26 protein-coding genes are annotated in these 25,472 nt (G+C 46.1%); 14 read left to right on the plus strand and 12 right to left on the minus strand.

Features of this window, described 5'->3' with window-relative positions; translation table 11 throughout:
- Positions 1–284 precede the first annotated feature (284 nt).
- Entirely contained in the window at positions 285–611 is a 327-nt protein-coding gene (locus tag JGK36_RS03175; RefSeq protein ID WP_293196226.1) for a (2Fe-2S) ferredoxin domain-containing protein, read from the minus strand.
- Positions 612–859: 248 nt separating this feature from the next.
- On the opposite strand from JGK36_RS03175, the gene JGK36_RS03180 reads away from it, so the two are divergent.
- Together JGK36_RS03180 and nblB are read left to right on the plus strand one after the other, a co-directional pair.
- The gene (locus JGK36_RS03180) at positions 860–1,321 is read left to right on the plus strand and encodes a CBS domain-containing protein (protein ID WP_293182698.1); all 462 of its coding nucleotides are present in this window, start codon (positions 860–862) and stop codon (positions 1,319–1,321) included.
- A 126-nt stretch (positions 1,322–1,447) separates the two neighbouring features.
- Positions 1,448–2,122, plus strand: coding sequence for a phycobilisome degradation protein NblB (gene nblB / locus JGK36_RS03185; protein WP_293182700.1), 675 nt, complete (start codon positions 1,448–1,450; stop codon positions 2,120–2,122).
- An 807-nt stretch (positions 2,123–2,929) separates the two neighbouring features.
- Here the strand turns inward: nblB and JGK36_RS03190 are convergent.
- Positions 2,930–3,079 (minus strand): hypothetical protein, encoded by a 150-nt coding sequence (locus JGK36_RS03190; RefSeq protein ID WP_293182702.1) that lies wholly within the window; start codon positions 3,077–3,079, stop codon positions 2,930–2,932.
- Positions 3,080–3,235: 156 nt separating this feature from the next.
- On the opposite strand from JGK36_RS03190, the gene JGK36_RS03195 reads away from it, so the two are divergent.
- Positions 3,236–4,570, plus strand: a complete 1,335-nt coding sequence (locus tag JGK36_RS03195; protein ID WP_293196228.1) for a CAP domain-containing protein — start codon at positions 3,236–3,238, stop codon at positions 4,568–4,570.
- Positions 4,571–4,830: 260 nt separating this feature from the next.
- Here JGK36_RS03195 and JGK36_RS03200 read toward each other — a convergent pair whose 3' ends face one another.
- The 3 genes from JGK36_RS03200 to JGK36_RS03210 form a co-directional block, all read right to left on the minus strand.
- Entirely contained in the window at positions 4,831–5,031 is a 201-nt protein-coding gene (locus JGK36_RS03200) for a hypothetical protein (RefSeq protein ID WP_293182820.1), read from the minus strand.
- Positions 4,965–5,879: an N-acetylmuramic acid 6-phosphate etherase gene (gene murQ / locus JGK36_RS03205; protein WP_293182706.1), complete on the minus strand. Its 915-nt coding sequence runs from the start codon at positions 5,877–5,879 to the stop codon at positions 4,965–4,967. The genes JGK36_RS03200 and murQ overlap by 67 nt, the downstream gene beginning before the upstream one ends.
- 210 nt (positions 5,880–6,089) lie before the next feature.
- Complete coding sequence (locus JGK36_RS03210) at positions 6,090–6,476, minus strand: DUF3110 domain-containing protein (protein ID WP_293182710.1); 387 nt, start codon at positions 6,474–6,476, stop codon at positions 6,090–6,092.
- Between the two features lie 490 nt (positions 6,477–6,966).
- Here JGK36_RS03210 and JGK36_RS03215 point away from each other — a divergent pair, with 490 nt between their 5' ends.
- The 3 genes from JGK36_RS03215 to JGK36_RS03225 are packed head-to-tail and all read left to right on the plus strand — an operon-like array spanning position 6,967 to position 13,542.
- On the plus strand, positions 6,967–9,459 hold the full coding sequence (locus JGK36_RS03215) for a hypothetical protein (protein WP_293200783.1): 2,493 nt from the start codon (positions 6,967–6,969) through the stop codon (positions 9,457–9,459).
- 8 nt (positions 9,460–9,467) lie between these two features.
- On the plus strand, positions 9,468–9,776 hold the full coding sequence (locus JGK36_RS03220; protein WP_293200785.1) for a hypothetical protein: 309 nt from the start codon (positions 9,468–9,470) through the stop codon (positions 9,774–9,776).
- Positions 9,700–13,542 (plus strand): translocation/assembly module TamB domain-containing protein, encoded by a 3,843-nt coding sequence (locus JGK36_RS03225; protein WP_293200787.1) that lies wholly within the window; start codon positions 9,700–9,702, stop codon positions 13,540–13,542. Before JGK36_RS03220 ends, JGK36_RS03225 begins: the two co-directional genes overlap by 77 nt.
- A gap of 198 nt (positions 13,543–13,740) precedes the next feature.
- Here the strand turns inward: JGK36_RS03225 and JGK36_RS03230 are convergent, their stop codons facing one another.
- Positions 13,741–13,866, minus strand: coding sequence for a hypothetical protein (locus JGK36_RS03230; protein ID WP_293182714.1), 126 nt, complete (start codon positions 13,864–13,866; stop codon positions 13,741–13,743).
- 661 nt (positions 13,867–14,527) lie between these two features.
- Here JGK36_RS03230 and ltrA point away from each other — a divergent pair.
- The 4 genes from ltrA (at position 14,528) to JGK36_RS03250 (ending at position 18,577) form a co-directional block, all read left to right on the plus strand.
- Positions 14,528–16,231, plus strand: a complete 1,704-nt coding sequence (gene ltrA, locus JGK36_RS03235) for a group II intron reverse transcriptase/maturase (RefSeq protein ID WP_293182716.1) — start codon at positions 14,528–14,530, stop codon at positions 16,229–16,231.
- Between the two features lie 162 nt (positions 16,232–16,393).
- Positions 16,394–16,759 (plus strand): hypothetical protein, encoded by a 366-nt coding sequence (locus JGK36_RS03240; protein WP_293182718.1) that lies wholly within the window; start codon positions 16,394–16,396, stop codon positions 16,757–16,759.
- Between the two features lie 117 nt (positions 16,760–16,876).
- A complete protein-coding gene (locus JGK36_RS03245) occupies positions 16,877–17,899 on the plus strand; it encodes an Rpn family recombination-promoting nuclease/putative transposase (protein ID WP_293182720.1) in 1,023 nt (340 codons plus the stop codon).
- Between the two features lie 462 nt (positions 17,900–18,361).
- Positions 18,362–18,577, plus strand: a complete 216-nt coding sequence (locus tag JGK36_RS03250; protein WP_293182722.1) for a prevent-host-death protein — start codon at positions 18,362–18,364, stop codon at positions 18,575–18,577.
- 104 nt (positions 18,578–18,681) lie between these two features.
- On the opposite strand, the gene JGK36_RS03255 is transcribed toward JGK36_RS03250, so the two are convergent.
- From JGK36_RS03255 to JGK36_RS03270, 4 genes are read right to left on the minus strand one after another with little or no spacing between them, the layout of a single operon-like run.
- Positions 18,682–18,924 (minus strand): YgiT-type zinc finger protein, encoded by a 243-nt coding sequence (locus JGK36_RS03255; RefSeq protein WP_293182724.1) that lies wholly within the window; start codon positions 18,922–18,924, stop codon positions 18,682–18,684.
- 12 nt (positions 18,925–18,936) lie between these two features.
- Complete coding sequence (locus JGK36_RS03260; protein WP_293182726.1) at positions 18,937–19,161, minus strand: hypothetical protein; 225 nt, start codon at positions 19,159–19,161, stop codon at positions 18,937–18,939.
- On the minus strand, positions 19,148–19,630 hold the full coding sequence (locus JGK36_RS33790) for a type II toxin-antitoxin system HicB family antitoxin (RefSeq protein ID WP_366025930.1): 483 nt from the start codon (positions 19,628–19,630) through the stop codon (positions 19,148–19,150). Before JGK36_RS33790 ends, JGK36_RS03260 begins: the two co-directional genes overlap by 14 nt.
- The gene (locus tag JGK36_RS03270; protein WP_293182728.1) at positions 19,630–20,040 is read right to left on the minus strand and encodes a hypothetical protein; all 411 of its coding nucleotides are present in this window, start codon (positions 20,038–20,040) and stop codon (positions 19,630–19,632) included. Before JGK36_RS03270 ends, JGK36_RS33790 begins: the two co-directional genes overlap by 1 nt.
- Before the next feature lie 156 nt (positions 20,041–20,196).
- Between JGK36_RS03270 and JGK36_RS03275 the strand changes: the two genes are divergently transcribed.
- Complete coding sequence (locus tag JGK36_RS03275) at positions 20,197–20,412, plus strand: prevent-host-death protein (RefSeq protein ID WP_293182730.1); 216 nt, start codon at positions 20,197–20,199, stop codon at positions 20,410–20,412.
- Positions 20,413–20,483: 71 nt separating this feature from the next.
- Here the strand turns inward: JGK36_RS03275 and JGK36_RS03280 are convergent, their stop codons facing one another.
- Positions 20,484–22,016, minus strand: coding sequence for a serine/threonine-protein kinase (locus JGK36_RS03280; protein WP_293196232.1), 1,533 nt, complete (start codon positions 22,014–22,016; stop codon positions 20,484–20,486).
- Positions 22,017–22,245: 229 nt separating this feature from the next.
- Here JGK36_RS03280 and ispG point away from each other — a divergent pair, with 229 nt between their 5' ends.
- The 3 genes from ispG to ctpC all read left to right on the plus strand — a co-directional run bounded on the left by ispG (position 22,246) and on the right by ctpC (position 25,159).
- Positions 22,246–23,469 carry a (E)-4-hydroxy-3-methylbut-2-enyl-diphosphate synthase gene (ispG, locus tag JGK36_RS03285; protein WP_293192017.1) on the plus strand — a complete coding sequence of 408 codons (1,224 nt, stop codon included), beginning with the start codon at positions 22,246–22,248 and terminating at the stop codon, positions 23,467–23,469.
- Positions 23,470–23,471: 2 nt separating this feature from the next.
- Positions 23,472–23,717, plus strand: coding sequence for a hypothetical protein (locus JGK36_RS03290; RefSeq protein ID WP_293192015.1), 246 nt, complete (start codon positions 23,472–23,474; stop codon positions 23,715–23,717).
- An 86-nt stretch (positions 23,718–23,803) separates the two neighbouring features.
- Positions 23,804–25,159 carry a carboxyl-terminal processing protease CtpC gene (gene ctpC / locus JGK36_RS03295; protein ID WP_293196234.1) on the plus strand — a complete coding sequence of 452 codons (1,356 nt, stop codon included), beginning with the start codon at positions 23,804–23,806 and terminating at the stop codon, positions 25,157–25,159.
- A 123-nt stretch (positions 25,160–25,282) separates the two neighbouring features.
- Here the strand turns inward: ctpC and JGK36_RS03300 are convergent, their stop codons facing one another.
- Complete coding sequence (locus tag JGK36_RS03300; protein ID WP_293182740.1) at positions 25,283–25,465, minus strand: DDE transposase family protein; 183 nt, start codon at positions 25,463–25,465, stop codon at positions 25,283–25,285.
- Between the last annotated feature and the right edge of the window lie 7 nt (positions 25,466–25,472).

Below are 25,472 nucleotides of genomic sequence, written 5' to 3' on the forward strand. Positions count from 1 at the left end.
GTTCCAGGTATTTTTGCAAGAGGTGCGATCGCCATTCAAAATACTTTTTATCAAAATCGTATTTCTCTCTAAAAAATAGGGTACATCTCACTTGGGAAGAGGGCGAAGCATGACCGCATATAAGTTATTAGTTATCATCTCATATTGACTGCGGTCATGCTTCGCCCCTACGGATATATTCGCTTGCATTGAGATTTAAATCTGCGGTTAACCACCAATCAAAGACTTAAGAGAAAAGTCCAAATTAGATGCAAACATATCTGATAAAAATCACCGAGTCAAGACTAATAATAATAACGCATATGAATTCTCGGATTGAACAGCGCCTCTACAGGTTTTCCGCCTTTGAGGTGCTGTTCCACGATCGACTCTACATCACTCGGTTTAACTCGACAATACCAAATTTGGTCTGGGGTGACTCGCACAGTCGGGCCCGTGTTGCACTGTCCCTGACAGCTAGAAGCTTCAACTTTTACTCCTGGGACTGGTTGGGCTTCAAAGGCAGCTAGCACTGCTGCTGAACCATGTCTCAGGCAAGATTGATACTGGCAAACTAATACACAGCGCGTTTCTGGTTGGGTATCTGCTTCTGCGGCGGTAGATTCTGGCATCGCTAAGAATTTATCGGCTGTTTAATTTATCTTAACAATGTTGTGAGGTCGATCGCCCGCGCGCTTGACTGACAAACGGCAGAATTCGTGAGTGCGATCGCAAAAACCTTGATAAATTCTGGCATTCAAACTATTTGAGTCCTTCTAGCTTGTCACGAATCCCTTCTCCCCGGCTGCTTTTCTTCAGTCTGTGTCACGCTTTCCCTATATGATCGGATGTAGAGCAACAACTAAATCAACCGCCAATCATGCCCAAAACAGTAGCCGATGTGATGAGTCGCGATCCGATTTTGGCGCGCCCCGAAACGCCCTTAAACGAAGCGATTAAAATTTTAGCCGATCGACGTATTAGCGGCCTTCCCGTTGTAGATGAGAATGGTTTATTGGTAGGAGTCATCTCCGAAACCGACTTGATGTGGCGGGAAACCGGCGTTACTCCGCCCGCTTACATCATGGTACTCGACAGCGTGATTTATCTAGAAAATCCCTCGCGTTACGAGCGAGAACTCCACAAGGCTTTAGGGCAAACAGTAGGAGAAGCGATGAGTCAAGAGCCCGTTACCATCGAACCAGACAAATCTGTCCAAGCAGCAGCCAAACTAATGCACGATCGCAGCATCCACCGATTGCCGGTAGTCGATAGTGCTGGCAAAGTAATCGGCATCCTCACTAGGGGAGATATTATCCGATGGATGGCAGCCGAGTCTTAATTAATTGTTGCAGTTGAAGGATTGTATCAGAAAATGAGCCGATCGCTCCTTCAATCTCTAAGCTTTTGGCAATCACCAATTACCAATTACCAATTACCAATTACCAATTACCAATTTTAAAATCGCATGAGTATTACCCCTGAATCTGTCGAACAATTGCTAAATTCCGAGGATTTTGGCGAAAGGTTGCGGGCTGTCAACCAACTGCGGCAGCTAGAACCAGCGATCGCCTATAATTTGATTCAAATTGCGATCGGCGACAAAAACGTCCGCGTTAGATACGCAGCCGTCAGCCAAATGTCAACCCTCGGCGAGCAAAATCTGCCGAACGCTTTAGAGGTACTGCTTCACAGCTTGCGAAACGATCCCGAACCCGACGTGCAAGCAGCCGCAGCCGATGCTTTGGGCGCCTTGAAATTAACCGCTGCTTTAGAAGATTTGCAGCAAGTTTACAGCAGTACATCTGAATGGTTGGTGCAACTCAGCATCGTCGCAGCTTTGGGAGAAATGGGCGATCCAAAAGCATTTCCGATGTTAGAAAATGCCCTGGGTTCTGAAAACGAATTGATCCAAACTATTGCCATCAGTGCATTAGGAGAATTAGGGGATAAACGGGCCCTGCCGCTGCTGCTTCCCTACGCTTCCAATGCAGATTGGCAGATTCGTTATAGAGTCGCCCAAGCTTTGGGGCGGTTGGGCGGTGTCGAAGCAGATGCAGCTTTGGAAATTCTTGCCAAAGATGAGGTTGAGCAAGTGTCTCAGGAGGCTAAAGTCGGACAAGATAATATTTTGAAATTGTGAGTTTTGAGCGGTGAATTTTGAATTAATTGAGAATTTTTTGTGAGGATTCTACTAAAAAATTAGTTGGCGCGCGATCGCTAACAAGAGTGAAACCCGGTTTCTTCGTAGATTTTTCGTAACTAAACGCAAAACTCGAAGAAACCGGGTTTCTAGCCCCCAGCCCGCGAACTGGGCGCGCAATATGAACCTTAGTGACGCTCCTACATCAACCGCAAGCGGTATATTGTAGGCATCTGAGTCCTGTTAAGGATATCGAGATCTTCCTTCCCGCGGACTCCAATGGTTTCCCTTTACGGCGTTTTATAGTGAGGAACACGTCCCGCCCCACTTGTCACCTGAATTTTTTGGACTTAGACCCAGATTGTTATTCTTTGATCCAAGATCTAAGTATTTTACCACGACTATTGAACTTTTGTTCATCTCGTCATCCACCCGCCCACTGCTCAAAGCTGCGCTTTGAGATTATGGACAGGTGGAATCGGAGTCTCACACGCCTCTCATCCCACACTAACCTTCGATCGGTATAGTGTGGGGATTCCCGTCTGTTAAGCTAATCAGGAAAAATCTCAAATCTCAAGCTCTATCTCAGATTCCGCACAGGGCGGTTTTATTGTCGTCAGACAAGTTAGGTACGTAGTTGCGCTTAAGCGCTCTTTCCTAATATTATAAAGAGCGCTTAAGCGCAACTACGTACCTCGATCCAGATGCGAGCCGATCTTTGAGCGATACTTAGGGCATGGGGCATACCTCACTTTTTTTGAGAACCGCTATAAATTGTATTGTTGTACGTATATTAACGGTTAAACCTTAAAAAGCAAGTATAATAAATGACTTTAAAAATAATGTTGTGGGTAATTGTTCTGCGTGACGCGCTCGTGGCTGCGGAATCTCGGTTGTATTGATTCCACGGGCGATCGCACTCTTGGCTTTTTTCAACCAGAGTCCGGATATTGACATCCGCAGTTGAAGAATAGGTATAATAACAATAGATACAACAGTGGCAGGGATTAAGACAATTGTTGAAGCCTGCCCAGCCTGCGATCGGGGAAATTATCGTTAAGACGGTAAGCCATCTACCAGCTCAGCCCAGTCTTAAACATTTTTATCATCCCCATGCTTGAACAACTACAAAATTCCGATTCTCAGTCTGCGGACATTTTAACAGGAGAGCGATCGGCTTCTCAACTGTCACAACCCGCACCAGCCACAACCAATCAAAACTTTATTTATAAAGTTTTAGAACTTACGAACATAGAGCGCAGCAAATTGAGTTTGTCCCCCCTAACCTTAAATACTCAGTTGTTGAATGCGGCGCAAAATCACACCCTAAACATGGCAGTGCAAGACTTTTTCGATCACACCGGAAAAGATGGTTCGTCAATGGGAAATCGGATTACTGCAACGGGCTATAAATTCAGCTCGGCAGCAGAAAATATCGCTGCGGGATCGTCTACACCCGACCAAGTTGTATCATCATGGATGAACAGCAGTGGCCACCGGGCTAACATTCTTAATCCGAATCTGAAAGAGATTGGCATTGGTTACTATTTCCTAGCCAACGATACTGGCAGCGTCAATTACAATCACTATTGGACGCAAGTTTTTGCTACTTCGCTTGATGGTAGTGTCAATCCCGCACCACCTCCAACGCCAACTCCAACTCCAACTCCCACACCAACTCCCGTACCAACTCCAACTCCAACTCCAACACCCAGCACATTAGTCTCCATTACTTCGCCAATACCCAATGCTACAGGGGACGGCACCCCGACGACAGCACCCAAGAATACAGCCAGCGGTGGCAATTATTTCCTATCAGATGCTGCTGATACTCAAATACCTGCCAGCGCTGTGGGATTGCAAATTTTTGCCCTTTCCGGGAAAGACAATCTCACTGGAGGAGCAGGCGCTGATACGATTAATGGAATGCAAGGCGCGGATACAATTAACGGCGCAGGTGGTAATGACATCTTATCCGGCGGTAAAGATTCGGATTTAATTGATGGCGGTGTTGGTAATGATTTTATCAGCGGCAACAATGATAACGATCGACTGATCGGAGGAGATGGTAACGATACTCTCCGGGGCGGCAAGGAAAACGATATCTTGATTGGTGGTAACGGCGATGATGTCTTGGCGGGCGATCGCGGGCAAGACATTCTGACCGGCGGTGCTGGAAGTGATACGTTTATCCTAGCAGGAGGTTTGTCTGTTTCGGCTACGTTAGTTGGTGCCGATGTGATTACCGATTTTGTCGCCGGGGATAAGATTGGTTTAACCGACGGGATCGGATTTGCCAACTTGACTTTTGAATCTGTGAGTTTGAAGTTGGATGCAGGTGCAAGCATCGCTTCTACGGCGATTAAGTCGGGGGCTAATTATTTGGGAATCGTGCAGGGTGTAAGTCAAAGTCAGCTTACATCTTCTGTTTTTGTGAGTGCAATTTAGGAAGTAGATCGGGCAGTTGAAACCGCGTCTATACAAACTAAACCCGCCTTCGCGGGTTGAAGATTACTCGTTACCAGGTACAGCGACAAGAACGAGTTAATCTTCTTTCTTCAGTCCGCGGAGGCGGACTTCGTGTGTGTAGACGCGGTTTCAACCGCCGAGTCTTCTCGTATTCTTCTTTCTTCAGTCCGCGGAGGCGGACTTCGTGTGTGTAGACGCGGTTTCAACCGCCGAGTATTCTTCTCGTATTCACGTAAAATCTACAATTGTATTGATGCTACAGCCGATCGCAAATTGCCTTGAAATTCGCCTAACAACAGGTGCGTCGCTTTGAGATTTTCGGTATGCAAGGTGAGGAATTTTCTGGGGCGACGCACCCTACGATCGCAAAAATCTACAATTGTATTGATGCTACTGCCGATCGCAAATTCCCTTGAAACTCGCCCAAAATTCGATCGCACTCTTGCTTCTCCAAACCAGTCCAGTGCATCATCAAAGCTAATTTTACAGACTTGCCGCTTTTTTCCAACAAAAAACCCGCTTCATCCCGGCCCAAATCAGTTAAATCTTGTAACATCCGTACCGCCCGATCGCGCAATTTCTTATTAGTCACCGCCACATCAACCATCCGATTGCCGTAAACCTTCCCCAGCTTGACCATTACGCCAGTCGAAAGAATATTCAAAGCCATTTTTGTCACAGTACCAGCTTTCAAGCGCGTCGAACCCGCGACTATCTCCGGGCCAACCAACAACCGAATATCCACATCAGCCTCAAAATTCACCTGTTCGACGGGTACGCAGGCGATAAACACTGTTTTCGCCCCCCGCTGGCGCGCCGCGTGTAAAGCACCCGCTACAAAGGGCGTTGTACCCCCAGCCGTAATCCCGACAACCACATCGAGATTGTTAATGTGACGGTGGGCGATCGACTCAGCGCCATCTTCAGCCCGATCCTCCAAATCCTCCGAACTCCGCACCAAAGCCCCCGCACCCCCGGCAATTATGCCCTGTACGAGTTCTGGCGGCGTGCAGAAGGTGGGGGGACACTCGGCGGCATCGAGTACCCCCAAACGCCCGGAAGTGCCCGCACCGACGTAAAATAGGCGGCCTCCTTGACGTAGAGATTCGGCAGCAATGTCGATCGCCCGGGCTAACTGTTCGCGGGCACGGGCGATCGCATTTAAGGTTTGGGCGTCTTCTGCGTTGAACAAGTCCACCAATTCGATCGAGCTAAGTTGGTCTAAATTCGCGCTGTTGGCATTCACCTGTTCCGTCAGCAGATGCCCCCGTTCTTCCAAATTCTTCATTTTTTGTCAGTTATTAACGATCCGTTGGCAATTTTTGCTTCTGGTGGGCATAGTCAGGAGACATACAGAGTCCCAGCTTCAGCCTAGAAGCCTGTATCTAGAAATCGAGTCTAGGATTGAGAATGCTGGAAGATATCAAATTTATCCTTCTTCCTTCTTCCCTCTTCCTTCTTCCTTCTTCCCTCTTCCTTCTTCCTTCTTCCTTCGTGATTACAAAAGTCCTTCGAGTCGGCGGCGCATAGAATCCAGTTCGTCTTGAGAAACCTCAGAATCCGACTCCGGCTGTGACTCCGGTTCCGACTGCCCCTCTGCCTGCCACTGAGTCTGTGTTACATTGTCTTCTGGCGGAATCGCTAGTGCGCCCGCCGGCACAAGTTCCCAATCATAATCAACACTGTCGCAGAACTCCTTAATTTCCTCATCGTCGATCGCCTCGACAGCGGGTTCGGGAAAATCCTGAGCTTCCAACATCACGCCAAAGCGTGTGGCGTCGTCTTCTGACTCAAACATCAGAACTTTGTTGCGATCGCCGAGTTGAATGGTGTGAATTCCCTCATTCTCGGTGCGGGCATTGAAGAGTAAGACGAACACTCGCATAAGTTTTAAAGACCTTCTTAACCACCGTTTTTTTATCTTAGAAGCGATCGGGCAATTTTAGATTTTAGATTTTAGATTTTAGATTGACTGTCTGTTGTACGAGGTGTGGCGATTGTAGATTTTAGATTTTAGATTGACTGTCGGTTGTACGAGGTGTGACGATTTTAGATTAAGTTTGGTAAAGATTTCTGGAGTCTGTGCGACATAGGAGGGGGTGAATATTGAAGTTTCATTGTGCGATCGGCACTTCCAAGCTCAGTTATGAGTCTAGCAAAGACAGAAAGCCTTCGTCAGAATCCCAGAATTTTTCCGCTCTACTACTAAATTGTATATTTCAATTCTCGACCAAAACTCGTCAAATCCCCCCTCTCCCCCTCCCCCTCTCCCCCTCCCCCCCTCCCCCTCTCCCTTTCTCCCCCTCTTTCCTCTTCCTCTCTCAAACCGGCTGATTTCCTCAATTCCTGAATTCTCACAACCTTGAGAAATAAGCATGACTAACTCGGACGATGACAAAAAACAACTCGCACCCCGTTCTGGGCGCCACTGGTGGCGTATCTTGCTGCTTAGCGGTACGGGAGTGGGCATTCTCGGCCTGGTTGGGGCGGTAGCCGCACGGGAGTGGGTGCAGAAAAAGTTAGCTCCTTTGGTGGCCTCTGAGGTCAGTCAGACATTGAAGCGGCCAGTGCAAATCGGACGTTTGGAGCGATTTTCTCCGATCGGCTTGCGGTTTGGTCGATCGACTGTACCCGCAACTGCGATCGATCCAGATTACGCTTCCACAGAAGCAGTGGAAGTGAAATTTTCAATTTGGCCGCTGCTGTTCAACCGCACTCTCAAATTAGATATTACCTTAGTTAAGCCGAGCGCTTATATCGAACAGGATGCAGAAGGCCGCTGGGTTGATATTCCCACCCAGGACAAAAAACCTGCGGGTTTATTTAAAACGGAAATTGAAGCAATTCGAGTTGAAAATGCCGCCGCAGTTTTGGTTCCGAGTCCCGAAGTCGGACAAAAAACTTCGGCGCCAATTTCTGTAAGTCTCAAAAATGGCAGCGCTTTATTTCGCGAGCAAAATCAGCGCGTTCTCTACGAACTTAACGGTCAGTTTACCAATAATGACAATTTTGCAGTTAAAGCAGACTCTCTATTGCCTGCGGCTCAAACTAACGTGCTACTGCAATCGCAAAACTTACCTTTGTCCGACATCGCTCGCTTGCTGAAAATTTCCGGAATTTCTCTACAAAAAGGTCTGGCAAATAGCAATTTAACCGTGCAAGTGCGAGATAATAAATTATCTGGAATTACAGGAACGGCGAGTTTTGCTGGAGTGCAAGCAAGTATCAAACCGCTGAAACAGATTATCCAAAATGGTAGCGGTCAATTGCGGTTTCAGGGAACTAATTTAATTGTCGATAGTTTGACTGGTAATTACGGTTTAATTCCCGTTCAAATAGCCGGAACAGTTGCGACTGGAGCTAATTTTAATACCGAACAAGCGAGTTTCAATCTGATAACTAACGTGCAACCGGTAGCTGTGGCAAGTATTGTCAGTGCGGTGGAGGCAGAGTTAGGGCAGAAAGTAGTATTGCCGATCGCAGTTGCCGGAGAAGTTAAGGCGGATGCTAAACTGACTGGAACCGTTGCAAATCCATTGCTGGCAGGTACGATCGCCTCGACAAAACCCGCTACAGTCGATCGCCTGCAATTAAACAATATTAGCACTAACTTTAAATTGGAACGCGGGAGAACAGCTCAAACTCCAACTCCCACCCCGAATTCTCCACCGTCAACTGTGCCGTTGTCCTCTTTAGCTTTGACATTGAGCGATATATTGGTTGTGCCGGCGGCGGGCGGTAAAATTGGTGGCAAAGGTGAAGTCGATATAACGTTGGGAAGTGAGAATTCGCGATCGGGTTTGGTGTTCGATTTGCAAGCGGAAAATCTGCCCGGAGATGCGATCGCCCAAATTTACGCTCTCCCGATTCCCGCTGCTGTTAAAATTGGTAGTGTTTCCGCCAAAGCTCAAGTTTTCGGGCCGTTAAATAATATCCAAGCTAGAGCTAAATGGCAAGCACCACAAGGGACTTTTCCGGCTAGCGGCGAAATTCGCGCCGGAGGTAATACGGCGGATTTGCAAAATACCGTTGTCAAAATTGGCGATGCTACGGTGAATGTGGATGCGGCGATCCAAGACCGTCAGTGGGAAGCTATAATCAAGGGCGATCGCGTGGCAGTCAAAAGTTTGCAGCCACTGATTCCCCGACTTAATTTACCTCCAGAATTAGCAGGTTTGTTCAGCGGCACCGCCGAAGTTGCAGGAACTCTGGACGATTTGAGTTTAAATGGTATTTATGCTAGCGGCAAAGGAACGCTGAATGTTGTTGATAGTATTGTTGATGTTAATGCCAAACTAGAATCAGGCCGCTGGCAAGCTTCTGGCAAAACCGAAAAAGTTGCCATCAATCCCTTACTTGATATTGGCTTGCCATTTTTGGCGATCGCAAATTCTGCCAATCTCGACAATCTAAAATCCAAAATCCAAAATCTAAAATCATTGGATGGCCAGCTAGCAGGAGAATTTCAAGCTGCGGGAAATCTTGACAATTTAACCGCTAGCGGCATCAATCTTAGCACCAACGGTAAACTCAATATTGCCGACAGCAGTGTCAATCTCAAAGGAGAATTGACAGACGGAAATTGGCAAGCAACCGCAGAAACAGATCGCACTTCCATCAGCCGCTTGGTAGATTTAACACTGCCTATTTTAGATGTGGCTTCCGCATTCAATCCCGAAAATCAACCAGATAGCAATCTAAGATCTAAAATCCAAAATCTAAAATCGATCGACGGCCAGTTATCGAGTCAATTTACAGCTTCTGGAAGTCTGGAAAATTTGACGGCTAGCGCAATTAATCTCAACGGTAGCGGCAAACTCAATCTGGGCGGGCAGAAACCGATCGCACTTCGATCGGCAGCCTGGTAAATTTAGGATTGCCACTGTTAGATGTGGGCTTGGCTTTTACGGCTGACAATCCCCAAATAGTCGCCAATATCAACAATCTAAAATCCAAAATTCAAAATCTCAAATCGATTGACGGCCAAATATCAAATCAAATTCAAGCGGCGGGAAGTCTTGACAAATCAAGCATCGCCGATGTTTCTGTTAACAGCAGTGGCAAATTAAATATTGCCGACGGTACGGTTGATTTTAAGGGAAAATTAGATGCTGGACAATGGCAAGCTGTTGGAACAAACAGTCCGCAATCTCCAACTGTTTCCGCTGACGGCGACTTTGCCTAAAGGATTTGACGGCAGAGTTAACGGCCAATACCAAGCATCGGGCAGTTTGGATAATTTGACAGCTAAAGGAATTCGTGCTAGTGGAGAAGGACGGATTTTGGTCGATCGACTCGGGGCGATCGATACTACGGCAAAATTGGAAAACGGCAACTTGGAAGCATCGCTAGCAACCAACGGAGTTACAGTCAGCAATTTAGAACAAACCCTCAAACAAACAGGTTTGCTGACAACCAATTTACCGCGAGAAATTGCCGGAACCCTCGACGGCAAAATCAGAATAGTGGGAAATACAGATAATTTAACCGCCAACGGCATCACAGCCAACGGCGACGGACAAATTCGACTCGCCAACGGTGGCGGAGTTGTCAACGCCAAAGGTAGCGCACAATCGGGGAATTGGCGCGCGTCAATTGAAGGCGACCAAATTGCCCTAAGTCGCTTCCAGAAAGCCTTTGAAGCCCAGCGGCAAAGCTTGCAAGGCAGCGGTTTAGTCTCCCAAGCCCAAAATCTCCCCCTACTGCGGGGACTATTTAACGGGAATGTTGATTTATCCGGCCCGATTGCTGCTGCTTCCCCGCAAAATGTTCGCGCCGGCGGCAGTTTCCGCATCTCGGAATTGCCCTTTCTCAAACAACCTTTTGATGCAATATTTAACTGGGATGGCAAACGGATAGAAGTAGAAAAAGCTGCAACTCGCGGTTTGACAGCCAGCGGATTTGTCGGCGTTGAGTTAGCTGGGAAAGGATTACCGTCAATTTCCAATCTAGATTTGGATGTAAAACTCTCCAACTTTAACCTGGAAGCCTTGCCAGCAGAACAGTTGGCATTTTTGACACCCATGGGTGCCAAAAAGTCTTCAGAGAAAAATCAGCCTGTGCGCGGCAATGTCGATTTCACGGGGCGCCTCACCGGAACATTGGCCGCCCTGAGTTTAGTTGGCGACGTGGAAGTGCGGAATTTAGCAGTAAATCAAGTCGCTTTTGACTCGGTACTGGCGGGAAAAGTGACGGCGAGTTCCGATAAAAGTGTAGATTTGCGTTTGGCTGGCCCCCAAGACAAAATCGAAGTCGCTTTAAATCAGTCGTTTCTGCCGACATCATTCTTAGTTAAACGCGGGGAATCGGTAGCCCGCGGCCAAGCTGAGGGCGAAACTTTGCGAGTAAATTTAAGCGATTTCCCGCTGGCTGCATTGAATCTCTCACCGGGAGAAGAGGCAGGTTTGGGGCCGATAACCGGTACTGTTTCAGGACAAGTCAACGTGCCCGGTTGGAAGATGCCGTTAAATCCAGCGACTTTGCAAGCCAACGGACAAATTGCGATCGCCCAACCGGCGATCGGCTACATTAAAGGTGACAGTTTCCAAGCCGAATTCAGCTATGCTAACGGCAGCGCCACTCTCACAAACGGCATCTTCCGGCAAGGTACCGGTCAATACTCCATTTCCGGTAACGTCAAAGCAGGCGCAAACCCCGAATTTGCCGGGAAAGTTAACATCCAGCAGGGGAATTTGCAGCAAGTTTTAGCAGCTTTGCGGTATTTCAATTTAGGAGATTTCGCGAGAGGCTTGAAACCTCCCGTTTACGGTAACAGCGGTGACGTGAAAACAGTCGCAGTCGGAGAACCGGAAGCGCCGTTAATCGAACAGTTGCGCCGCTTGGCAGAAATCGAAGTAATCTTGCAGCAGCAGCAAGCTGTGAAATCATCGGAAAAATTGCCTGCCTTATCTCAATTGCAGGGAACTTTTGGTGGCGAAATTGCAGTCGCAGGTTCTCTGCGAACAGGCGTGCAAGCTCAATTTAACGTCAAAGGCGATAATTGGCAGTGGGGAAAATATGTCGCCGAACAGTTTAGCATTGAAGGCAGTTTTCAGGACGGAATTTTAACCGTGTTGCCGCTGGAAATTCGATCGGGCAAAAGTGCGATCGGATTTTCGGGACAACTCGGACAGAAAGCTCAATCCGGGCAGTTGCGGGTAGAAAATGTACCCGTAGAAGAGTTAGCAAAACTAATCGAATTACCCTTTGTAGACGTAACCGGAAACTTAAATTTGCGGGCAAACTTAGCCGGAAGTTTAGAAAATCCGCAAGCCACCGGCGAATTAAGTTTGCTGGACGGGACGCTAAACGGAGAACCGATTAAAAAAGCCGACAGCAGTTTCAGTTATAGCAACGCCCGCCTGAATTTTGGAGGCAGCGCTTTGGTAACTCAAACCGAACCAATTGAAGTACAGGGAAGTTTGCCTTTCGAGTTACCCTTTGCTGCGGTAAAACCCGACAACAATCAAATAGATTTCAGGGCGAATTTGCAGAATGAAGGATTAGCAATTATTAATGTCTTAACTCCCCAACTTGCCTGGGTTAATGGCAAGGGACAGGTGCAAATTCGCGTTGGAGGAACGCTGCAACAGCCTGTAGCGCAAGGAATTGCGAATTTTGAAAATGCAACCGTCCGGGCGAGAGCTTTCCCAGAACCGCTGACAGGGGTGACTGGGACGGTGCGCTTTGAGGGCGATCGTATTCGGGTAGAAGGAATTCGGGGACAATTGAGTAAAGGGGAAGTTGTAGCCCAGGGCGTGATTCCGCTGTCTGTCCCTTTTGCGGAGGGCGATGTCGATGCAGCGAATCCTTTGGCTGTCAATCTAGATAAATTGGGATTGAATCTCAGAGGATTGTACCGCGGCGGCGCAGTCGGTCAAGTCCAAGCAAGGGGAACAGCTTTGCGGCCGCAGTTGAGCGGTAAAATTGAACTGTACGACGGCGAAGTATTTCTCCCCAGCGCCGGAGGTGGCGGAACTCGGTTAGCTTCTTCCGATTCCCCTTCCACTACGACATCTTCCCCTACGACTCCGACTGAGGTTTCTACTTCTCCTGCGACTCCGACTTCGCCGACATCTTCCCCTTCCTTTGAAGTTGGATTAAACGATTTGGCGCTGAAATTAGGCCGAGGAGTGCGGGTAACGAGTGCGCCGATATTGAATTTTCAGGCGACAGGGGCTTTGACGGTGAATGGAACTTTAGACGATATTCGCCCTGCGGGTACGATTCGGTTGACTTCGGGTGCGGTGAATTTGTTTACCACGCAGTTTAAGCTTGATAAGGGATACCCACAAACAGCTACCTTTGTACCAACACAAGGACTCGATCCGACATTGGACGTGAGATTAGCAACATCGGTACAAGAAGTCTCGCGGTTTCGCACTCCAGGAACATCTGTCGCCTCTGAAATAGCCGATGAACCGACAAGTTTCGGCAGCGTGCGGAGTGTCCGAATTCAAGCATTAGTCAAGGGTAAAGCCTCCCAGTTGGCCGAAAATATCGAGTTGAGGAGTTCTCCAGGGCGATCGCAAACAGAGATTGTAGCGCTATTAGGCGGCAGTTTCGTGCAAACATTAGGACAGGGAGACAGTACACTGGCGATCGCCAATTTAGCCGGTGCCGGATTATTCAACAACCTGCAATCCGTAATTACCAACGCCACCGGATTGAGCGAATTCAGGTTATTTCCCACTCGAATTAGAGGAAACGAAGGACAAACAGCCAGTTCAAGTTCAGGGGCCGCATCCGGTGCAGGTTCCCTCGGTATAGGCTTAGAAGTCGGGGCCGATATCACGCGCAATCTTTCAGCATCAATCATTCGAGTATTATCAGCAAATCAGCCAACAGAATTTAACGTGCGGTATCGTTTAAACGACAAAATATTGCTCAGAGGTTCAACCAATTTCCAAGGAGACAATCGCGTCACCGCCGAATACGAATTAAGATTTTAGTCATTAGTCATTAGTCAACAGTCAACAGTCATTAGTCATTAGTCAGCAGTCATTAGTCATAGTGCTGTCCCCGCTCGCTTTCCAACAGTCATTAGTCATAGTGCTGTCCCCGCTCGCTTTCCAACAGTCATTAGTCAACAGTCATTAGTTTGTAGATGCCCACTGCACTTAGTCTTAAGTTTTACACCCAATTACCAATTACCAATTACCAATTCCCAATTCCCAATTACCAATTCCCAATTCCCAATTCCCAATTCCCAATTCCCAATTCCCAATTCCCAATTCCCAATTCCCAATTACCAATTCCCAATTACCAATTACCAATTCCCAATTCCCAATTCCGCATTAATTTGCTATAATATAAATAGCAAGTGCGATTCGTTTAGTCGAAACTGAGTAGCAATACTTAGGGGATGGCTAGGGTGACTACATAGTCATCATAACTGGATACACATCTGGGTGCGGTTCATCCCAAGTCCCAGTCCGCAAGTGCAGCGGTAAAAGCATATCCCCTACCTTGTTAAGTAGCAACTAGCAGCGTAAAGCGGGGATAAAAGGCAGACTACTGGTAGCCGAAACTGGTAACTGTTGAGCAAGAGTTCATGTATAGCGAAAGCAAAGATGTGTCTGAACCATCGATAGTATAGATGGTCTAACGGCTGAATCAAGAATAAACCCGTTGAGAAACACGGTAAAGACTGATTAAGACCAAGCCAAAATGGCAAGGCTAGGGCATAGGCGATTTTGCACTCGACCTATAAGCACCGCCCATAAACCCGGTGGATAGCATCACACTAAAAACTCAATCAATGTATATCTGGAACGAAGTAACTCTCGTATATTTCTGGAATCAGGTCGATTATCGGTAAGTAGCTAACGAATAGTATATGGGAGAGGGATTGTATCAGAAGCCAATGCTCTGTTGTAATAACAGGGATATGCTAACGGATACACGGTAACTTCAAGGATAGGAACAAGAATAGCAATGAACAAGTCTAAAACGCGGGATAACCCGACGGTGGAATGGAATCAAATCAATTGGCGGAAAGCCGAAAGATTGACATTCAAGTTGCAAAAACGTATCTATCGAGCAAGTGAGCGTGGCGATGTAAAAGCAGTGAGGAAGCTTCAAAAGACCTTGATTAATTCGTGGTCTAATAAGGTTCTAGCGATACGACGGGTCACACAAGACAATACTGGCGTGCGTACAGCAGGTGTGGATGGTATTAAATCACTAACCCCGAAGCAACGCTTTGAGCTAGTAGGTCAACTCAAAACAACTGGTAAATCACAACCGACACGTCGGGTAATGATACCAAAACCAGGCACTAATGAGTCTAGACCATTAGGTATACCCACAATGTACGACCGCGCCTTACAAGCAGTTGTAAAAGCAGCTCTTGAGCCAGAATGGGAGGCAAAATTTGAGCCAAACTCTTATGGTTTTAGACCCGGTAGGTCGTGTCACGATGCGATTGGAGCTATTTTTGACAACATCAGATATAAAGCCAAATATGTGCTAGACGCTGATATTGCCAAATGCTTTGACCGCATTAATCACAAAGCATTGCTTGACAAAATCAATACCTATCCACGACTGAGAAAACAAATTAAGTCGTGGCTTAAAAGTGGGGTATTAGACCAAGGTGAAATCTTTCCGACCGTAGAAGGTACGCCACAAGGAGGGGTCATTTCCCCGCTATTGGCTAACATAGCCCTTCATGGAATGGAAGAACGGGTTAAACAGTTCGTAGGTAACAACATAAACCAACGAAGAGAAATCAGTTTAATCCGATATGCCGATGATTTTGTGATTATACACAAAGACATTGAAGTCATATTAGCCTGTCAGAAGATAATTGCAGAATGGTTGAGTGATTTAGGCTTAGAATTGAAGCCAAGTAAGACAAAATTAACCCACACCCTCAATAAATACAATGGAAATGTTGGGTTTGAGTTTTTAGGATTCCATGTACAACAACATAAGGTAGGTAACTACCGAAGTGCCAAAAATACACATGGAATACCACTCGGCTTTAAGACATTAATCACTCCGTCTAAACCCAAAATCAAAGCTCATCTTGGAAAAATTGAAGAAATAATAGATACCCATAGCCACTCCCCCCAATACGCCTTAATCCAAAGGTTAAATCAAACCATCCGGGGATGGTCAAACTATTATTCAACAGTAGTAAGTAAGGAAACCTTCTCAAAGATAGATAGGCTTACTTATGACAAGTTAAGAGCATGGGCTAGAAGACGGGGAAAAGGTAGCATCAATAAAGACAAATACTGGAGGACAGTAGGCGATAGAAATTGGTGCTTCAGTACAGAAGAAGGTTTAGAGCTAGCCCAACACTCAGCAACGCCTATCATAAGGCACGTAAAAGTAAAAGGCAATGCAACACCTTTCGACGGTAACTGGATTTATTGGAGTTCCAGACGTGGAGAATACCCTGAAACGCCGACAAGAGTGGCAACACTCCTTAAAGCACAAAAAGGTAGATGTACCCACTGCGGTCTGTATTTCACACCTACAGACATCGTAGAAGTTGACCATATCCAACCCCGCTCATTAGGCGGAAAGGATGAGTATAAAAACTTACAACTGCTACATAAGCATTGTCACGACACAAAAACGGAAAATGACGGCTCCCTTAGTAAGGACTATCATAGCAATCCGTTTTGAGTTGTATCCTTAAAAAAAGGATGAAGATATCGAGGAGCGGAATGAAGCGAAAGTTTCACGTTCCGTTCTGAATGAGAGGTAGGGGTAGAAATGCCCCTATCGACTCTAACAACCAAAACGGTACTGCAAACCCCGCACACAAGGTTATAGGAGTTAAGTCAAATGGCAAACAAACTCCAAGTGAACACACAGGCGATCGGCTACAGCGACTTATACTGGAACCGATTTAGTCCGAGAGTAGCGACTATCAGCAGCATCCGCAACGCCAACCACTGGGACGGCGGATTTATCACCTACATTGCATATCCCACAAAAGTAGAAGCCACAGCAGCAATGAAACATTTGCTACTGAATCAAAAAGCTGCGGATGTTGATATGCGGAAAGCCAAGCGGATGAAAGCAAAAGGCATTCGGTGGGAACTCAAAATTCGGGGTTTAGCTTTTAATGAAGTGTTGAAACTGGCAACAATGGATATAACTGGAAAGCTAGTTATGTCATCTGTAACAACTACTCAAGCCACAGGCTGATAGCTGAATTTAGATAATTTGTAAGGGCGGTGCCCATGCCCGCCCTAACTCCAGATTTTTCTCTTACCTCTACATCTTCCTCAGTGTCATCTGCTGTTCACGAAAAACTATAACTATATGCGTTTCATCAGCCCCAAAACAGACTTTGCATTCAAAAAAATCTTCGCATCTTCAGAACATCCAGAAATTTTAATCAGCTTCCTAAATGCAATGCTGTATAACGGAGAATCCACAATCGAAGAAATAGAAATAATTGACCCTTATTCAGCCGGAAGCGTCACAGGATTAAAAGACACCTACCTGGATGTCAAAGCCAAGATTACCGGAAACAAAACCGTAATTGTGGAAATGCAGGTACTCAACGTCGCCGCCTTTGAAAAACGAGTCGTGTACAACGCAGCCAAAACCTATTCTACTCAACTCAAAGCCGGAGAAGGTTATTTAAGATTAAAACCAGTCATTGCCTTAACCATCACCGACTTCATCTTGTTTGAAAACAGCGACAAACTAATTTCGCACTTTGAATTCACAGAAACCGAAGAAAAATTCGTCTATCCCAACTGCGAAATCAAATTAGTGTTTGTCGAATTACCGAAATTCAAAAAAGAATTGAATGAACTCACAACTCTGCCTGAAAAATGGATTTACTTCATGAAAAACGCACCCTCATTGGAAGTAGTACCAGAGACATTGGGGTCAGTTGCAGAGATTAATGCCGCGATGGGAATTGCCAACCGAGCAAATTTGACCCTCGACGAATTAAATGATGTAGACAAGCGAGAAATGTTTATCCAAGACCAACTAGGTTCTGTGACAAAAGGGATAGAGATTGGTATTCAAAGGGGAATACAACAAGGAATACAACAAGGAATACAACAAGGGATTGAACAAGGGATTGAACAAGGGATTGAACAAGGGATTGAACAAGGGATTGAACAGGGAATCGAAAGGGGTAAAATTGAGGGGGAAATAGGATTAATTATGCGTCAGATTGTGCGGCGGGTGGGTGATGTTACAATGGAAATTCAAACTCGCATCCAGGGGTTATCTGCGGCACAGTTAGATGATTTGGGAGAGGCTTTGTTGGATTTTACAAGTGAAGAGGATTTAATTGCGTGGTTAGATTCTGCGGTTGGATGAATAGCAGTTTGTAGATACCGTAGTTCAGCGGTAGGGTGCGTCAATCGATTTTAGATTTTAGATTTTAGATTTTAGAGGCGATCCCACGGATAAATTCGGGGGAAGAGAGGATTTTCGATTTTCGATTTGGGATTGATTCCACGGATAAATCCGGGGGCTTGTAGCACCTTTGAAATTCTCGATGAGTTTGGTAGTTCTCAATTATCACTAAAAATCTCATTCTGACGCACCATTTATTCCGGGCGTGCGTCAGAATGAGATTGTGAGGAAAGTAGCGAAAATCTCACTCTTCTGACGCACCCTAATTCTAAATAAATCGTATTGAGATATAGCCTTTCTCAGAAAGATGAGGTATGACTGGGAATAGGGCATAGGGCATAGGGCATAGGGCATTAGGGCATACCTCACTTTTTTGAGAACCGCTATATAATTGAGTTTTAACAGAACACAAATTATTGTCCTATGAAAATCGTTGACAAAAGTCAATTAACTGCTCAATTACTCGAATTATTGCAACTTGTCGAGATTGAAGGCGAAGAGATTTTAGTGATGGATGGGAATAAACCAGTTGTGAGAATTTCTCAGTATGAAAAGTCTCTTTCAACTGAAGAATTATTTAAGGATATGCGCGGGAAAGTAAAATATTTTGAAGATTTAACTACGCCAACATTTATTTGATCGAGTATTTGGTAAGGTGCGTCGCTATGAGATTGTCGATTTTTGTTTAGGAATTTTCGAGGCGACGCACCCTACGACTCAAACCATAAATTCGATCCTATAATTTACCCAACTCGAAAAGATTGCCCCATCGCTTGGAATTCTTGAGTCTCCTCTCGCTGCAATTGCTGTCTAATTTTGGCAAATTTCCTAACTGTTTCGACAGAGTACAACCGTTCTCCACAGCTTAGGCAAACTTCAGCCGATACTTTTAAGATAGCAGTATGCTTGCCGCCCCGTAAAAGTTTATCGACTTCTTTGATAACTATTTCACCGCTGCAAATAGGGCATTTTTCTACAGATATCATTGTTAATTTATCCTATGCAAATACTGCTTCTACGGCTTTCGGCAATTCAATCGGCACGAAATACGCAACTGGATACAAATAATCTTCACCTGATTCATCAATAACTCGGATAAATAGATGTTCCGCAGCGCGATTATCCGGTATGATTCGATAGATTTTTCGGACTTCCAAGGATGCTGGATAATCTTGATTGTTAATGCAAACTACAAAATTGGTTTCTAAGTTAAACTTCAACATATTTGCACAAAGTCCTCGGTTCAGGAATAGACGAACCAGCTTGTCGCAACTCTTCCAAGTGTAAGACTATTGCTTCTTTAATTTGCTGTTCTACCTCTTCGAGAGTTGTACCTGTTGCCGCACATCCCGGTAAATCTAGAACGTAAGCAGAATAATTGCTGTTGGCTTTTTCAATCGCAATTGCATAACGTATACTTTCGCGCTGCCGATTTGCGGTGGCGTCAGTCAGCAAAATCGACCCTTCCCTCGTCAATTCCCATCTGTCGCGCGGCGAACCTGTTTCGATATATCGTTTAACCAAGCCATCAGCAGCAAGTTTTTTTAAGACAACCATCATGTCAGGTTCTCGCGGTACATCTCGACGGGAAAGTGCATTCGCAAGTTCGTACCAACTCCACTTTCCTTGACCTTTAGCTACTAATTCAAGGAGCACTAATTCAAGCTGAGTTAATTGAGTTAAGTTTTGCATTAAAAGTCCTCCACGCTAGGATGAAATAAAACGCCAAATCCTTCTTTTAACTTATAATCCTCAAGAGTCGCTGTGTGAGCGTTGTTCCAGAGTTCATAAGCTTCATCGGGATTTTCTGGTTGTCTTGTGGGATAGCCAAGTTTTTTATACCTCAGATACTCGCGCAATTCATGAGTGTAGAAGCGCAAATCAACAGGCTCAGCTACAAGGGTTTGTGCGACTATACTTCTTAACCTTTCTACCATTTTTAGTTCTGCTTCACCCACAGGATTAAATCTGCGAACATGAGCTTCAACTAAGCCAATCCCTTTATCAGTAATTTTAACATTTTGATAAGATAAGTTGAGAATCTTTCCGCCAGCTTTCGAGGGATTGAAGGGTCTGCCACTTATTGCACCTTTTTCTAGCATTGCATTGATATTCCACTGCGCGATTATCCCGTCGTATCATATGAGTTTATAGCGACAATCTCCCTAGCTATCGATCTTAGCTCGCAATGACACGTTTTGCTAAGTGAACCGTATTGAGATATAATAGAGTTTTAACACAACACAAATCATTGTCCTATGAAAACCATAGACAAAAGTCAATTAACAGCTCAATTACTAGAATTTTTGCGACTTGTCGAGCTTGAAGGCGAAGAGATTTTAGTAATGGATGGGAATAAACCAGTTGTGAGAATTTCTCAGTATGAAAACTCTCTTTCAACTGAAGAATTATTTAAGGATATGCGGGGGAAAGTAAAATATTTTGAAGATTTAACTACGCCAACATTTGTTTAGTCAAGTAGTTTGTAAGGTGCGTCGCTATGAGATTGTCGATTTTTGTTGAGGATTTTTCGAGGCGACACACCCTACGACTTGACGTGAGAAAGAAGAGCCCACAACTTGTCGTGGCTAACACAATGTCTTAGAATATCCGCTAAAATCCATGCGAAGCAAATAATAATCAATGCGAAGCAAATAATAACCCCTGCGATACCAACCCCTTCCCATAACGACCATTTAAGGTAGGAATTCAGATGAAAATTCCACGCCAACCACGCCAACCACACAAACCCCACCATCCAACCAGACATACATACTCGACCCCAAAACGAACTATAAATCTTAACTGCGGGGAGGTGTCCTGATGGTGCTTTGATGTTGAATTTTAGATCATTATAAGACAACCAACTTTCTTTCACGCGCCACCCTACGCCATCGCCAAAAGCTTCCCAAATTTTCTCATCATACTCCCTGGTTCCCCCCAGATTTTCATAGATGCGCTTCTGCACCGAAAAGCCAAAACGTCCATTGCTGTATTGTACCCAAAGCTGGTCAATGATTCGTAAGTCTTCGCAGGGAAATTTTTCAAGACTTTTTTTATCCAGCCATAGTTTCTCCCTACCAGCCACCTTCAACATCACTCTAGAAGTTTCCTTATCCGCCTCTTTCCATTTTCCGCTAGCCAAAAGCCGATCGAGTTGACGATAATCGACTCCTTTTGCTGAAATCAAATTTACAAGTTGTGGCGGTGGCTGCGGGCTATGAATTGTTGGCAAAACACCCCCTCTTTGCCCCCAATTGCCAATGGTGGCTTGTGGAAGCATAGCCAACCATTTTTGAACCGACTGAGGGCGTTTTGTCGCATCCATTTCCATCCCTTTCATAATTGCCCGATGCACCCCATCGCTAATATTAGGATTAATCTGAAACGGCGGCTTTAAAGGATGATTTAAAGCCCTCAAATATGCAGGAGTTGGCGGTGTCCTCGTTAGTAAATAGTATAGCGTTGCCGCCAGAGCATAAACATCTGTATACTCAGCAAATCTGCCAATCTCCCCGTACTGTTCGGGAGGTGCAAAACCGTGTGTTAGCCCCAAAGTCATTTGCTGAGTGCGATCGGGAATAAAACCCCGCGCCAAACCAAAGTCAATCAAAACTGCATCTTGATTGTCGCGAACCATAATATTTTGTGGCTTGATATCCCGATGTAGCAAACCTTTTTCGTGAACTACCATTACGGCTTCTCCCACTTTGCGGATGTAGTTTAAAGCTTCGGTTTCCGATAGGATGCCGCGCTTTTCTACTAATTTCCACAAATCTTCCCCTGCCACATATTCCATCGCAATACAGGGCAAATTACCATCAATGAAATAGTTGTCTATTTGCACAATATTGGGATGTTTGCACAAAGATAGCAGTAGCGCCTCATCCCGGAATCTGTCCCGATACCGGGCAAAATTTCGATCGCTCAATAATTCATCTTTCAGCGTTTTGATGACAACCCGCCCCCCGTTTTGCGCCTTCTGCGCTAGGTAGGTGATGCCAAAGCCGCCCTCACCTAACTTGGCTTCAATAATATACCGATCGCCATTTAACCCCTGCCCCGGTGTCCAAACCATTCCCCTCACCGCCAACCAATATCAAGGTTTATCTCAGCCTAGCCTGTATCTTAACTGTATTTTGTAGGTTGGGTTTAGTTCCACCGGCTCAACTTCAGTTCGCCTTCCCGGTGATGGTTGGCTTTTAGTTCGAGAAACCTCTTTGTCCAAACAGGTCATTTCTATGGCAACCTAAAAAACAGGAAACAGAATTTTATAGACCTTGGTAACAGAAAACTAGCAATCAATTATGCAAACTCTGCCCAATCCAACTAAAACCGTATCTAGCCAACCAGTATTCGACACCAGCATCAAACGCCGCAAAACCCGTCCCGTCAAAGTCGGCAGTATCACGATCGGCGGAGGCAACCCAGTCGTCGTACAATCGATGATTAACGAAGACACCCTCGACATCGACGGATCGGTCGCAGGAATTCGGCGACTGCACGAGATTGGCTGCGAAATCGTCCGCGTTACGGTGCCCAGTATGGCCCACGCCAAAGCTTTAGCCGAAATTAAGCAAAAATTGCACGAAACCTACCAAGCCGTGCCCCTGGTTGCTGATGTCCACCACAACGGGATGAAAATTGCGCTGGAAGTCGCCAAACACGTAGACAAAGTGAGAATCAATCCCGGACTTTACGTGTTCGAGAAGCCGAAAGCCGACAGAAGCGAATACACTGAGGCGGAATTCGCGGAAATTGGGGATAAAATCCGCGAAACCCTGGAACCTCTGGTGATTTCCCTGCGAGATCAAGGTAAAGCTTTGCGAATCGGCGTCAATCACGGTTCCCTCGCGGAACGGATGCTGTTTACCTACGGCGACACCCCGGAAGGTATGGTGGAATCGGCCCTGGAATTTATTAGAATTTGCGAATCCCTGGACTTCCGCAACATCGTGATTTCCCTGAAAGCCTCCCGCGCGCCGGTGATGGTGGCTGCTTACCGCTTGATGGCGCACCGGATGGACGAATTGGGGATGGATTACCCGCTGCATTTGGGCGTTACGGAAGCTGGCGATGGCGAATACGGGCGCATCAAATCCACGGCTGGTATCGCACCGCTGTTGGCTGACGGTATCGGCGATACTATCCGCGTCTCGCTGACTGAGGCGCCGGAAAAGGAGATTCCTGTCTGCTACAGCATTCTGCAAGCTTTGGGATTGCGGAAAACTATGGTTGAGTATGTGGCTTGTCCTTCCTGTGGCCGCACTTTGTTTAATTTGGAGGAAGTGTTACATCAAGTGAGAGAGGCGACGAAGCATCTCACGGGTTTGGATATTGCAGTGATGGGCTGTATTGTCAATGGGCCGGGCGAAATGGCTGATGCTGATTATGGCTATGTGGGGAAGCAACCGGGTTATATTTCTCTGTACCGCGGCCGGGATGAAATTAAGAAGGTTCCTGAGTCTGAAGGTGTGGCAGAATTGATTAATTTGATTAAGTCGGACGATCGCTGGTTTGAACCAGAGTAGGCTTGACTGGATATAGTTTTGAGGTTTGGGGCGGGCAAGATGCCCACCCCACAACTCTTGTGGTGGCACAGGCATCTTGCCTGTTGCTTTTGGGGCGGGCAAGATGCCCACCCCACAACTCTTGTGGTGGCACAGGCATCTTGCCTGTGGCTTTTGGGGGCGGGCAAGATGCCCACCCCACAACTCTTGTGGTGGCACAGGCATCTTGCCTGTGGCTTTTGGGAATACAACTCGGCAAAGTTGAATAAATATGTATCCAAAATCCGACCAAGCCTTGCCTGTGTTAGATTGGGCGTGATTATTCTGAACTCTTTTCCTCCCGCGCGTCAGACAAATGGTTATAACAAAACGAGGGCTTGTTCTAAGTGCAGCAGCGGTGTTACTCACTGCTGCAACTCTTGCCAACACTGGTTGCAGTTCTAAATCCCTGGCTTCTTTTAGGGGAAGTCCTAAAGAATTGGTTGATGAAGTTTGGCAGATTATTGACAAAAGTTATGTTGATGGCACTTTTAACCAGGTTGACTGGAAAGCGGTGCGGAATGATTATTTGAACCGGACTTATACTAGCGATGAGGAAGCTTATAAAGCAATTCGAGAAATGCTGAAGAAGCTGGACGATCCTTATACGCGGTTTATGAACCCGGAAGAGTTCAAAAATATGCAGGTTGAAACTTCTGGTGAACTCACAGGAGTTGGGATTCAGTTGACTCAAGATGAGAAAACTAAGAAGTTGGTGGTGATTTCTCCCATTGAGGATACTCCTGCTTTTACTGCTGGTATTCTAGCAAAAGATATCATTACTAAGATTGATGGCAAAACTACTGAAGGGATGGATACGAATCAAGCGGTAAGTTTGATTCGCGGCCAGGCTAATACTGAGGTGACTCTGACTATTTTGCGGGACAAAAAGGAAATAGATTTTAAGCTGAAACGCGCTAAAATTGAAATTCATCCCGTGCGGAAGTCGGTGCAGAAAAGCCCGATCGGCGAAATCGGCTATATTCGCTTAAATCAGTTTAGCGCGAACGCTGCATCGGAAATGCGATCGGCAATTAAGGATTTGGAACAGAAAAAGGTGGCAGGCTATATTCTAGACTTGCGTTCCAATCCGGGTGGGTTGCTCTACGGCAGTATTGAAATTGCTCGGATGTGGCTCAAAGAAGGTACGATCGTCTCTACGGTCGATCGCGTCGGTGAAGCCGATCGACAAACCGCAAACAAAGGAGAGATTACCGACAAACCTTTAGTTGTCCTCGTAGACGGCGGTTCAGCAAGTGCTAGCGAGATTCTATCCGGCGCTTTGCAAGACAACAAGCGCGCGGTTTTGGTGGGAACCAAGACGTTTGGTAAGGGTTTGGTTCAGTCAGTACGCGGTGTGGGAAATGGTGCCGGTTTGGCGGTGACAATTGCCAAGTATTTTACTCCCAACGGCACTGATATCAACCACATGGGAATTAAACCGGATTTTCAGGTTGAACTTACCGACGCTCAAAAACAGGAGTTGCGGCGCGATCGCGATAAAATTGCTACGACGGCCGATCCGCAGTACGCGAAAGCTTTGGAAATTTTGACCAATAAAGTTACTGGTAAAACAGGAGATAGTAAGGCTGAGTCGAAACCGCAGGCGACGCCTTCTAAGCCCGCTGCGGCGCAGTCTAAACCGAGTGCGGCACCTGCTAAATCTAAGTAGTTTTTAGTCACAAAAACTTCAGTAAAGAAGGACTAAAGTCCTCACTACGAACCTGGTTTGAAGGACTAAAGTCCTCACTACGAACCTGGTTTGTAGTGAGGACTTTAGTCCTTCCAAGTTCGTTTATTGCGGTTGACATTTACCAGCGCGAATTAAACCGATGCGTCGGGCGATCGCATCTTCAGCAGAATCGTAAGGGCCCCACTGTTCTATAATAGTGGGGCTTTGCTGTGCGATTTGGGCCGGCAAAATCTCGCAATTACCAGCAGGACGTTTGACAATATAAAATTTATCTGATTCTGTCATAGCTAAA

It is taken from the genome of Microcoleus sp. PH2017_35_SFW_U_B (assembly GCF_020737865.1).
GTDB lineage: Bacteria > Cyanobacteriota > Cyanobacteriia > Cyanobacteriales > Microcoleaceae > Microcoleus.